This is a genomic window from Streptomyces sp. NTD107 (assembly GCF_059510435.1).
The window spans coordinates 211,354-222,982 of sequence record NZ_JCAJZV010000006.1 but is presented as its reverse complement, the minus strand read 5'-3'; the positions used below and the strand labels follow the sequence as shown (position 1 = coordinate 222,982).

Below are 11,629 nucleotides of genomic sequence, written 5' to 3'. Positions count from 1 at the left end.
AGGCGGCCGGGGCGACGTCTTCGGCAGTGGCGCAGGGTGGGCCCGGCAGTCAGCCGGGGCAGGTTCCGGGGGCGAGCCGAGCCGGCCGCGTGACAGCGCCGATCGGACAGACTCCGGTGGGAACATCCCAGGGGGCGGCCGGGGCCCAGGCCGGCCCGAGCGGGCGAGCTTCCGGTGGCGGTGTGCCCGCGACGCCGCAGACCGCTGCCCCGGCGGCGGGTTCGCACGGACAGAGCCCGACGCCCGGTGTCACCCACGGGAACCCGCCGGCGCCGGGCCCAGCCACCACCCGGACCGGCCAGGACGCGGCTAACGGCCCGAGGTCAGCAGCGCAGCCGGGCCCGGGACGGCAGGCTCCCGGTGACGCAGTGCCCTCAACATCGCAGACCGCTACGCCGGCGGCGGGTTCGCACGGACAGAGCCCGGCGGGCGGTGCCGCCGGTGGGGCGGGACGGGGTGGGGTCCCCTCCTCCGATGCGGGCTATACGCCCACCGAGGCGGATTTCACGCTGCCGCCGCCGCAGCCCCAGCCCCAGCCCCAGCCCCAGCCACGGATTCCTTCGCTCGATCCGCGGGCCACCGCCGCCGCTTCGGCCGCCGCCGCCCCTGCGGCTCCCGCTCCCGCCCCCGCCCCCGCGGATCCGCGGGCCGCCGATCCGCGCACGCGCGATGCCCGGCCGCCCACCCGCGAAACGCATCCGGTGCTCTGCGCCGTCTGCGGCAAGGGCCGGGTGGACGCGGACGGCTACTGCGCCGACTGCGGCCGGGCGCAGCCCGGGGAGCGGGATCATGTCGAGCGCGCGCTGGGCGGGGTGGCCGCCGTCAGTGATCTCGGGTTGCGGCACCACCGCAACGAGGACTCGTTCACGGTCTCGGCGACCGCGCTCGCCGATGGTTCGCCGGCGATCATCGCCGTTGTCTGCGACGGGGTGTCCTCCTCGACCCGTCCGCACGAGGCGTCCGCCGCCGCGTCCGAGGCGGCGGCCGAGTCGCTGCTGGCCTCGCTCCCGCGCGGTGTCTCCGGCCAGCAGGCCATGCACGACGCCGTGCTGTCCGCCGCCCGCGCCGTCGCCGACTTGGCGGACGCCGCCGCCGAGCCGGGCCAGAACGCCCCGGCCTGCACCCTCGTGAGCGCCGTCACGGCCGGCGGCATCCTCACCGTGGGCTGGGTCGGCGACAGCCGTGCCTACTGGATCCCCGCCGAGCGCGGTGCCGCCGCCGCCCGGCTGACGGAGGATGACTCCTGGGCTGCCCAGATGGTGGCCGCCGGTCTGCTCAACGAGGCCGAGGCGATGGCGGACCACCGCGCGCACGCCATCACCGCCTGGCTGGGCGCGGACGCGGTGGATGTCGAGCCGCACACCGCGTCGTTCAAGCCGGACCGCCCGGGTGTGGTGATCGTGTGCACGGACGGGCTGTGGAACTATGCCGAGTCCGCCGAGCAGTTGTCCCGCCTGGTGCCCGCCGGGGCCCGCGAGACGCCGCTGCCGACCGCGCAGCATCTGGTGCGGCATGCCCTGGACTCGGGCGGCCACGACAATGTCACCGTCGCGGTCATCCCCTTCCCGGTGGTGGAAGTGGCCGGATGATCAGCCGGATGAGTACGGGTACGGAGCCGGTCTTCTCCATCGATGTCGACCAGAACGAGTTTCTGCACCGGGGCGCCGACGAGGTGCACGCCATCGTCACGGTGACCGCCACCGGCGGCGACCGTCGCGGCGATGCCGCCGTGGTCATCATGGTGGACTGTTCGGGGTCGATGAACTACCCGTCCTCCAAGATGGCCGGCGCCCGCCGGGCGACCGAGGCGGCCATCGACACGCTCCGGGACGGTACGGCCTTCGCCGTCGTCGCCGGCACCCACCGGGCCACGGAGGTGTTTCCGGGCGAGGGCCGGCTGGCCTGCGCGGACGAGGCCACCCGCCGGGCGGCCAAGGAAGCCCTCACCGGTCTCAGGGCCAACGGCGGCACCGCCATCAGCACCTGGCTGCTGCTCGCCGAGCGCCTGCTGGCCACCTCGGCCGCGCCGATCCGGCACGCCCTGCTGCTGACGGACGGCCGCAACGAGCACGAGGAGCCGGCGCGGCTCGGCGAAGCACTCGCGCGCTGCGCGGGCCGCTTCACCTGTGACGCGCGCGGGGTGGGTACGGACTGGGAGGTCGGGGAGGTCACCCAGATCGCCGGCGCGCTGCTGGGCACCGCCGACATCGTCGCCGAACCGGACGCGCTGTCCGCCGACTTCACCTCCATGATGGAGTCGGTCATGGGCAAGGCGGTCGGCGATGTCAGCCTGCGGCTGTGGACCCCGCTGGGTGCCGGTGTCCGGTACGTGAAGCAGGTGGCGCCGGCCGTCGCCGATCTCACCGGACGCCGTACCGAGGCGCCGCCGCGCGCCGGGGACTATCCGACGGGTTCGTGGGGTTCGGAGTCCCGCGACTATCACCTGAGCATTCAGGTGCCGGCCTGTGATGTCGGCCAGGAGATGCTCGCGGCCCGGGTGTCGCTGGTCGGTCCGGACGGTGTGACCGTCTCCCCCCGGCAGGGCCTGATCCGCGCCGTGTGGACTTCCGACATGGCGGCGGCGACCGCGCTCAATCCGCAGGTGGCCCACTACACGGGACAGGAGGAGTTGGCCCGGGTCATCCAGCAGGGCATCGACCTGCGCAAGCGCGGCGACGCGCGCGGCGCCGTCTCCAAACTGGGCCGGGCCGTGCAGCTGGCGCATGCCTCGGGGAATGTGCAGACCTCACAACTGCTGGCAAAGGTGGTGGACGTGGAGGATGCGGCGAGAGGTACTGTTCGGCTGAAGGCGAAAGTCGCCGAGGCCGACGAGATGACCCTGGAGACGAGGTCGACGAAGACGGTCCGGGTAAAGAAGTAGTCGACATGAGACGAATCAGCGGAAGCAGGGGGAGGCAGTAACATGCCGACTTGCCCGAATGGCCACCAGTCGGCGGCCGAGGACTGGTGTGAGGTGTGCGGTTACCGCATGCTGGCGCCCGCCGCCGCGGTGCCCCCGCCGCCCGGCGCTTTCGGTCAGCACCCGGTTCCACCGGGGCCGGCCGGCCCGCCGCCCGGTCCGCCCGGCTATCCCGCCGCTCCGCCGATGCACTCCGGGCCGCCGCCGGCCGCCGAGTTGTGTCCGCAGTGCCGTACCCCGCGCGAGGCGCAGGCACCGTTCTGCGAGGGCTGCCGGTACAACTTCCTCACCAACTCCCCCACCACCTACATACCTCCGGTGCGCTCGGACGGCCCGCCGATACCCGGCGCGCCGCCGCAGCATCAGCAGCCCCACCCGCAGCCGCCCCCGTACCAGCCGCCTCACCAGCCTCACCAGCCTCACCAGCCCCAGCAGCCGTACGGTCATCAGCAGTCGTCCGGCCAGACCGGCGACTGGGTGCTGCCGCCGCCCATGCCCCACCAGCAGCAGGCCCCCGGCGGCTACGGCTACCCCGGCCAGCAGCCCCCGCGGCAGCAGGGCCCCTGGATGGTCACGGTAGGCCCCGACCCCGACTACTTCCAGGCGATGATGCGCCGTTCGGGCCCCGAGGCCGCCCAGCTGAGCCTCCCCCCGTACGTCCCGCCCCAGCAGCTGCCGCTGGCCGGCCCGCAGATCACCATCGGCCGCCGCCGGCAGTCCACCGGCGAAAGCCCGGACATCGATCTGTCCCAGCCCTCCGAGGACCCCGGCGTCTCCCATCAGCACGCCGTCCTCGTCCAGCAGCCGGACGGCAGCTGGGCGGTCGTCGACCAGGACTCCACCAACGGCACCACGGTCAACGGCTCCGAGGATCCGATCCAGCCCTTTGTCCCGGTGCCGCTCCGCGAGGGCGACCGGGTGCATGTGGGGGCCTGGACCACGCTCACCCTCTATCGGGGATAGGACAGAGACTTTGGAAAAACCCGCCATATCCGTCAGCGGGCTGCGCAAAAAGTACGGGGATGTCCAGGCGGTCGACGGCGTCAGCTTCGAGGTGGCACCGGGCGAGTTCTACGGCATTCTGGGCCCCAACGGCGCCGGCAAGACCACCACCCTGGAGCTGGTCGAGGGCCTGCGCCGCCCCGACGAGGGCACCGCCGAGCTGCTCGGCATCCCGGCGTGGCCGCGCAACCACGAGCTGCTGCGCCGGATCGGCGTCCAGCTCCAGGCGACCGCCTTCTTCGACAAGCTCTCGGCGCGCGAGCAGATCCACACCTTCGCCGAGTTGTACGGGGTCTCCGCCGAGCGCGCCGACGCCATGCTGGAGTCGGTGGGGCTCGCCGAGAAGGCGGATGTCCGCGACACCCAGCTGTCCGGCGGCCAGGCGCAGCGGCTGTCGATCGCCATCGCGCTGGTGCACGATCCGGAGCTGGTGTTCCTGGACGAGCCCACCACGGGGCTCGATCCGCAGGCCCGCCGCAATCTGTGGGATCTGCTGCGCGAGATCAACGCCGCCGGCCGCACCGTGGTCCTCACCACGCACTATCTGGACGAGGCGGAGATCCTGTGCGACCGCGTCTCGATCATGGACGCCGGCCGCATTCTGCGTACCGGGCCGCCCGCCGAGCTGATCCGTGAGCTGGGCGTCGACACCCTGGAGGATGTCTTCCTCCAGCTGACCGGCCGGGAGTTCCGCGAATGAGCCGCGCCACGGGGCTGCTGCCCCTGTCCAGGACGATGGCGCTTGGTCTGCTGCGCGACCGTACCGCCGTGTTCTTCATGCTGCTGTTCCCGCTCATGTTCCTGGTGCTGTTCGGCGCTCTCTTCCAGGACTCGGCCATCTCCCGCTCGCCCGTCGCGCAGGTCGGCGAGGTCGCGGTGCTGGACGAGCTGCCGGCCGAGGCCCGTGCCGAGCTGGACCAGGTGCTGGAGATCCGGCGGGCCGCCGATCTCGACGGGGCGCTGGAGGCGGTCCGTACCGGCGAGGTGGCCGGGGTGATCTGGCAGTCCGGCGACACCGTCGAGCTGCGCTACTCGGAGGCGGACGGGGTACGGGCCGGGACCGTCCGCAGTGTGCTCCAGTCGCTGGTGGAGTCCGCGAACCTGGCCGCCACCGGCCAGCCGGCCACCTACCGGCTCGCGATCGACAAGGTCGAGGACGATTCGGTCCGGCCGATCCAGTATCTGGCGCCCGGGCTGCTGGGCTGGGCAGTGGCGATGGGCGGGGCGTTCCTGGCCGCGCTGACCCTCGTGAACTGGCGCAAGACGCGGCTGCTGCGCCGGCTGTGGCTGGCCCCGATCCATCCGGCGACGATCGTCGGGGCCCGGGTCGGGGTGACGCTGGCGCTTGCGCTGGTGCAGACGGCGCTGTTCCTGGGGATCGCGGTGATCCCGTTCTACGGGCTCAAGCTCACCGGCTCGTGGTGGCTGGTGGTGCCGCTGGTGCTGTGCGGTTCGCTGGCGTTCATGTCGATCGGGCTGGTGATCGGCTCGGTGGCGAAGACGGAGGAGGCGGCCAACGGCATCCTCCAGGTCACGATCATGCCGATGGCGTTTCTGTCGGGGTCGTTCTTCCCCACCGATGTGATGCCGGGCTGGCTGACGCCGATCGCGCAGTTGCTGCCGCTGCGGCATCTCAATGACGCGATCCAGGAGGTGCTCAGCCGGGGCGGCGGCTGGGAGGCGGCGCTGCCGGTGATGGGCGGGCTGCTGCTGTTCACGGCGGTGCTCACCGCGATCGCGGCGCGGCTGTTCCGCTGGGACGCCTGACCCGGCGCGCTCAGCCGGGGGTGTTGATCATCGAACCGGCCGCGTACACCATGTAGCGCCACAGCTCGGCCTCGTCCTCCTCGGCGAGGCCGAGCGTGTCGATGGCCTCCCGCATGTGCCGCAGCCACGCGTCGTGCGCCGCCCGGTCGACCTGGAACGGGGCGTGCCGCATCCGCAGCCGCGGGTGGCCGCGCCGATCGCTGTAGGTGCGCGGGCCGCCCCAGTACTGGATGAGGAAGAGGGCGAACCGCTCCTCGGCGGGCCCCAGGTCCTCCTCCGGGTACATGGGCCGCAGCAGAGGGTCACCGGCCACGCCCTCGTAGAAGCGCCCCACGAGCGTGCGGAAGGTGGCCTCGCCCCCGACCCGCTCGTAGAAGGTCTCGGTGGGCAGTGTGCCGCGTCGGATCTCAGTCACTCCTCCATGGTCGCAGACCCGTTCCGTGGGGCGGGAACTCACGGAACGTAGACCGGGGGCGACGCGGCGCGGCAGACTGTTGCGGTCGCGGATGAGGAGGGCGAGGATGCCACCGAGGGATCTTCCGAGCGCACGTGAGGCGCGGCTCGGGGCCGAATTGCGGAAGTTGCGGGAGCGGGCCGGTAAAGCGGCGCACGAGGGGGCCGCGTGGATCGGTACGGATCGCGCGAAGATGTCGAATATCGAATCCGGCCGGCGCGGTATCAGTGAGGTACGGATTCGGCGGCTCACCGAGTTCTACGGTTGTCAGGATCAGCGGCTCATCGGGGAATTGTGCGCGATGGCCAGGGAACACCGGGGCGGTAACTGGTGGGACGAATTCCGGGGCAAGGTGCCGCCGGGCAATGTGGACATGGCGGAGCTTGAGCATCACTGTGTGCGGCTGCGGATGGTGCATCTGCTGCTGGTGCCGGGGGTGTTCCAGACTCCGGAGTACGCGCGCGCGGTGATGGCGGGATCGGTGCCGCCGCCGGACGAGGAGCTGTTGTCGGCACGGGTGGCGCTGCGGCTGCGGCGGGGGGAGCTGTTGCAGGGGGAGAACCCGCCGCCGTGTCAGGCGATCATCCACGAGGGCGCGTTGCGGATGCGGTACGGGGGCCGCAAGACGGCACGCGGACAGCTGGAATGGCTACTTGAGGTGGCGCAGTGGCCATCGGTGGAGCTGCGGGTGATTCCGTTTTCACAGGAGGACATTCCCGGACACGGGCAGTCTTTTCTCTATGCGTACGGCCCGGTGACGGAGCTGGACACGGTAGAGGTGGACACGCCTTTCGGCGGTGATTTCCTGCATGCCGCGCCGGAGTTGGAGAAGTACCGGAAACTGCTGGAGGTTTCGGAGCAGATCGCGCTGGACGAGACGGAGTCGCGGCAGCTGATCCAGTTCATCGCCCGCGAGATGTGACCCGCCGGCCCTGCCGCGCCGCGCCCCGTCGGGCCACATGTCAACCGCATGCCGATCGGACACTCGAAGGAGTGAGTACGAGCCGGTCACCTCTCCGGCCACGCCGCTCACGCCGCTCACGCCAACCCGCTGACCACGCCGTCGGCGCGAGCGGCCCGGTCAGCGCGGGGTGACCGTCAGCCCGGGGGTGGTGGAGCCGGGGCGGCGGACCGCGATGGAACCCAGCGGGGTGCGCAGCCGCAGCCACACGCCCCGCGCCAGCACCGCCACCGGCCCCCCGGCGGCCCGCAGAAAGCCCAGCGAGCGGGCCGCGTGCACCGCCCGCAGCGGCAGCGGGGTGCCGGGCAGCGGGCGGCTCCAGATCTCCTCGGCCAGCGCGTCCAGCGCGTCCCGGGTGCGCTCGCCGGGGGCCAGGGCCTCCGTACGCTCCCGGAACTCCGCCACCACGGCCTCGGCCGCACTCCGTACCCCCGGGTGCGCCAGCTCGGCCAGCGGCTCCCAGCCGCCGCGCGGCGGCAGCACCCCGGCCCAGGACGGGCCGGTCACCGCCGCCGGCACGGCGGCCGTACCGGCGGCCTCGTCGATGCCCTCCAGCAGTTCCCCCGCCGACACGGTGACATCGAGGCGGACCGGCGCCACCAGCCGCAGCGGCCGGATCGCCAGCACATCGAACCTGGCCGGCTTGGCGAACACGCCGAGCACCGGCCCGTCCGCCTGGAGCCGGGCCGCGGCGGCCTTCTCCCAGCGCAGCAGCCGGGCGAGGAGGGCCGCCAGTTCGGCGGCCTCCCCCCGCTCGGCGAACGACACGCTCAGGCCAGCGCTCACGCGGGACCGCTCCCGGCCGCGTCGTCCTGGTACTGCCCCAGGAAGCGGCGCTCCTCCTCGGTGATCCGGCGCGGCCGGCCCGCCTGGAGGTCGTACGGCACGACCACCGTGGCGGCACGGACGTACACCTGCTCCGCGTCCTTGATCTCATAGCCGACGGTCACCGAGGCGCCGCCGAGCTTGGCCACCCACAGCTCGACGGACACCGGCGCGTGCCGGTGCACCAGCGGGCGCAGATAGTCGATCTCGTGCCGTGCGACCACCGAACCCCCGGTGAAAGCACCGGAGTCGGCCTGCCGCGCCAGCCGGAACATGAAGTCGATCCGGGCCTCTTCCAGATAGCGCAGGAAGATCACATTGTTGACATGCCCGAAGGAGTCCATGTCCGACCAGCGCAGGGGGCACTCGTACACATGTCGCACGGCTGTGTTCCTCCGCCCCTCAGCCCCGGGTGAGCTTCTTGTACGTGGCCCGGTGCGGCCGGGTGGCCTCCGGGCCGAGCCGCTCGATCTTGTTCTTCTCGTACGCCTCGAAGTTGCCCTCGAACCAGAACCACTTGGAGTCACCCTCGTAGGCGAGGATGTGGGTGGCGATCCGGTCCAGGAACCAGCGGTCGTGGGAGACCACCACGGCGCAGCCGGGGAAGTCCAGCAGGGCGTTCTCCAGCGAGGAGAGCGTCTCCACGTCGAGGTCGTTGGTCGGCTCGTCGAGCAGCAGCAGGTTGCCGCCCTGCTTGAGGGTCAGCGCCAGGTTGAGGCGGTTGCGCTCACCGCCGGAGAGGATGCCGGCCGGCTTCTGCTGGTCCGGGCCCTTGAAGCCGAAGGCGCTGACGTAGGCGCGCGAGGGCATCTCGACCTGGCCGACGTTGATGTAGTCCAGTTCGTCGGAGACCACGGCCCACAGCGACTTCTTGGGGTCGATGTTGGCGCGCGACTGGTCCACGTAGGAGACCTTGACCGTCTCGCCGACCTTGATGTCGCCGGTGTCCGGCTGCTCCAGGTCCAGGATCATCTTGAACAGGGTGGTCTTGCCCGCGCCGTTGGGGCCGATCACCCCGACGATGCCGTTGCGCGGCAGGGTGAACGACAGGTCGTCGATCAGCACCTTGTCGCCGAACGCCTTGCCCAGCTTGTCGACTTCCACGACCACATTGCCCAGCCGCGGGCCCGGCGGGATCTGGATCTCCTCGAAGTCCAGCTTGCGGGTCTTCTCGGCCTCCGCCGCCATCTCCTCGTAACGGGCGAGCCGAGCACGGGACTTCGCCTGCCGGCCCTTGGCGTTGGAGCGGACCCACTCCAGCTCTTCCTTGAGCCGCTTGGAGCGCTTGGCGTCCTTCTGGCCCTCGACCTTGAGCCGGGCGGCCTTGGTCTCCAGGTACTTGGAGTAGTTGCCCTCGTAGCCGTGCAGCCGGCCCCGGTCGACCTCGCAGATCCACTGGGCGACGTTGTCCAGGAAGTACCGGTCGTGGGTGATCGCGACCACCGTGCCCGGGTACTTCGCCAGGTGCTGCTCAAGCCAGTTGACGGACTCGGCGTCCAGGTGGTTGGTGGGCTCGTCCAGCAGCAGCAGATCGGGCTGCTCCAGCAGCAGCTTGCACAGCGCCACCCGGCGCTTCTCGCCGCCGGAGAGCTTGGTGACGGCCCAGTCGCCGGGCGGGCAGCCCAGCGCGTCCATGGCCTGCTCCAGCTGGGCGTCGAGGTCCCAGGCGTTCGCGTGGTCCAGCTCCTCCTGGAGCTTGCCCATCTCCTCAAGGAGCGCGTCGGAGTAGTCGGTCGCCATCAGCTCGGCGATCTCGTTGAACCGGTCGAGCTTGCCCTTGATCTCGGCCACGCCGTCCTGGACGTTCTCCAGAACGGTCTTGGTCTCGTCCAGCGGGGGCTCCTGGAGCAGGATGCCGACGCTGTAGCCGGGGGTGAGGAAGGCGTCGCCGTTGGAGGGCTGCTCCAGGCCGGCCATGATCTTCAGCACGGTGGACTTGCCCGCGCCGTTGGGGCCCACGACACCGATCTTGGCCCCGGGCAGAAAGCTCTGGGTGACGTCGTCAAGGATCACCTTGTCGCCGTGCGCCTTGCGCGCCTTGCGCATGGTGTAGATGTACTCAGCCAACGGAAACCGTCCGGGGGGATCAGTGAAGGGGGGCGGAAGAGTGGATGCGTCCATCCTGCCGCATGGCATGCCCCGGGCGGAAACCGGCGGGGACGGTGAAGGGGCGGGCCCCGGTGGGACCCGCCCCTTCGCGGTGGGTGGCGATGACCGTACGGTACGGCCGCTCACCGCGGGTGGTGCTGGTGGTGCTGGTGCTTACTCAGCGGAGCCGGCGGCCCGCTTGCGCATGAAGAACACCGCGCCACCGCCGACGGCCAGCAGGGCCACGGCGACACCGGCCATCATGCCCAGGTTGGAGCTGGAACCGGTCTCGGCCAGGTCCGGGCCGGTGGAACCACCGGTGCTGGCCGGGGCGGGCTCGTTCTCGGCGGGGGTCTCCGGCTCGGGCTCGGCGACGGGCTCCTCACCGGCGGTGTCGCAGTTCAGGACGCCCTTGAAGACCCAGGGCTCCTTGCCTTCGAGGTTCTCGACGGTGATCTCGTACGCCTGGCCCTCGTCGACCGGGACCAGGACCTTCTCCTCGGCGCCCGGGGCGATCTCGTAGGACTCGCCCTCCAGCTCGAAGGTGAACGGCTGGTCGCCGTCGTTGGTCACGGTCAGCTCGACGCCGCCCTCGGCACACACCTCGTTGGCGGTGATCGCCGGGTTCGGGCCCTCGCTGGCCCAGTGGACGGTGGCGCCGGTGGTGACGGACGACTCGGAGGACCCGGCCAGAATCATGGTCTGGGTCTGGACGTCGATGCCGGTGAAGACACGGCCGACCGGCACCGGGGAGGTGGCGGTGGCGGTCAGGGCGGCGGAACCGTCCTCGGCGCCCTCGGGCACCGAGAAGAACAGCTCGGTGCCGTCGGTGACCGGGGTGGACTCGGTGATGGTCTCACCGGCACCGTTCACGACGGTGACCCCGGCAGCGGCGGCGGCCGCGTCGGTGGAGACGACCACGGAGTTGGCGCTGGTGTGCACGGTGACCGGGTCGGACAGCTGGCCCGGCTTGGCGGTCACTTCCTGGGGCGTGAGCTCCAGGGAGGCGCGGGGCTCCTCGACGGCCTCGGCGTTGTCGCCGAGCCAGTCCGCGAGCTTCGCGGCGTTCTCGTTCTTCGGGGTGGCCTCGACACCGTCCGACAGCTCCCAGATGGCGGCCTGGGTACCGGCGGCGGCCTGCTCGGCGGTCAGCGAGTTCGCGCCGGCGGCCTGGGCGAGGGCGTTGAGGTCGTCAACGACGGGGTAGGAGTTCTGGAGGATCCAGTGGATCTTGGCAGCCTCCTCCTGGAGGTCGTGCAGACGCGAGGAGTTCCAGTCGGTCTCCTTGTACTTGGCGTTCGGCTTGGTGGGCGTGCCGAAGTCGATGCAGTACGTCTTCAGGGTGCCGCCGTCGTCCGCCTTCAGGTAGAACAGGCCGCCGTTGTAGGTGTTGGCCCGTCCGCCCTCCCGCTTCACGTCGATCTTGTCGCTGACCCGGAGACCCTCCAGGGTGGCGGTGGCGCCGCCATTGCCCGGGTTCGGGTCGGCGGAAGCCGGGCCGGCGGCCGCCAGCACACCCGCGGCGGCGAGGCCGGTGGCGACGGCGGTAGCCGCAAGGCGGGCGGCGACCCGCTTGCGTGCAAACATCATGTAAGTCCCCTCCACGGCGATC

General features: G+C 71.4%; 11 protein-coding genes. 6 read left to right on the top strand and 5 right to left on the bottom strand.

Annotated features, from left to right (window positions below; all coding sequences use genetic code 11):
- The first annotated feature begins 182 nt into the window (after nt 1-182).
- The 5 genes from AC5WRL_RS15055 to AC5WRL_RS15035 are packed head-to-tail and all read left to right on the top strand — an operon-like array spanning nt 183 to nt 5,689.
- Nucleotides 183-1,589 carry a PP2C family protein-serine/threonine phosphatase gene (locus tag AC5WRL_RS15055; protein WP_496089009.1) on the top strand — a complete coding sequence of 469 codons (1,407 nt, stop codon included), beginning with the start codon at nt 183-185 and terminating at the stop codon, nt 1,587-1,589.
- Nucleotides 1,590-1,597: 8 nt separating this feature from the next.
- Nucleotides 1,598-2,881, top strand: coding sequence for a vWA domain-containing protein (locus AC5WRL_RS15050; RefSeq protein WP_496089008.1), 1,284 nt, complete (start codon nt 1,598-1,600; stop codon nt 2,879-2,881).
- Between the two features lie 42 nt (nt 2,882-2,923).
- Nucleotides 2,924-3,883 (top strand): FHA domain-containing protein, encoded by a 960-nt coding sequence (locus tag AC5WRL_RS15045; protein WP_496089007.1) that lies wholly within the window; start codon nt 2,924-2,926, stop codon nt 3,881-3,883.
- Between the two features lie 10 nt (nt 3,884-3,893).
- A complete protein-coding gene (locus AC5WRL_RS15040; RefSeq protein ID WP_496089006.1) occupies nt 3,894-4,622 on the top strand; it encodes an ABC transporter ATP-binding protein in 729 nt (242 codons plus the stop codon).
- A complete protein-coding gene (locus AC5WRL_RS15035; RefSeq protein WP_496089005.1) occupies nt 4,619-5,689 on the top strand; it encodes an ABC transporter permease in 1,071 nt (356 codons plus the stop codon). Before AC5WRL_RS15040 ends, AC5WRL_RS15035 begins: the two co-directional genes overlap by 4 nt.
- A gap of 10 nt (nt 5,690-5,699) precedes the next feature.
- On the opposite strand, the gene AC5WRL_RS15030 is transcribed toward AC5WRL_RS15035, so the two are convergent.
- Nucleotides 5,700-6,104, bottom strand: coding sequence for a globin (locus AC5WRL_RS15030; protein ID WP_496089004.1), 405 nt, complete (start codon nt 6,102-6,104; stop codon nt 5,700-5,702).
- 91 nt (nt 6,105-6,195) lie between these two features.
- Here AC5WRL_RS15030 and AC5WRL_RS15025 point away from each other — a divergent pair, with 91 nt between their 5' ends.
- The gene (locus AC5WRL_RS15025; protein ID WP_496089161.1) at nt 6,196-7,065 is read left to right on the top strand and encodes a helix-turn-helix domain-containing protein; all 870 of its coding nucleotides are present in this window, start codon (nt 6,196-6,198) and stop codon (nt 7,063-7,065) included.
- Nucleotides 7,066-7,224: 159 nt separating this feature from the next.
- On the opposite strand, the gene AC5WRL_RS15020 is transcribed toward AC5WRL_RS15025, so the two are convergent.
- From AC5WRL_RS15020 to AC5WRL_RS15005, 4 genes are all read right to left on the bottom strand, one after another.
- Entirely contained in the window at nt 7,225-7,890 is a 666-nt protein-coding gene (locus AC5WRL_RS15020) for a DUF8185 domain-containing protein (RefSeq protein ID WP_496089003.1), read from the bottom strand.
- On the bottom strand, nt 7,887-8,312 hold the full coding sequence (locus tag AC5WRL_RS15015) for an acyl-CoA thioesterase (protein ID WP_496089002.1): 426 nt from the start codon (nt 8,310-8,312) through the stop codon (nt 7,887-7,889). Before AC5WRL_RS15015 ends, AC5WRL_RS15020 begins: the two co-directional genes overlap by 4 nt.
- Before the next feature lie 19 nt (nt 8,313-8,331).
- On the bottom strand, nt 8,332-9,996 hold the full coding sequence (gene ettA / locus AC5WRL_RS15010; RefSeq protein WP_496089001.1) for an energy-dependent translational throttle protein EttA: 1,665 nt from the start codon (nt 9,994-9,996) through the stop codon (nt 8,332-8,334).
- Between the two features lie 195 nt (nt 9,997-10,191).
- Nucleotides 10,192-11,607: a Cys-Gln thioester bond-forming surface protein gene (locus tag AC5WRL_RS15005; protein WP_496089000.1), complete on the bottom strand. Its 1,416-nt coding sequence runs from the start codon at nt 11,605-11,607 to the stop codon at nt 10,192-10,194.
- Nucleotides 11,608-11,629: the final 22 nt, after the last annotated feature.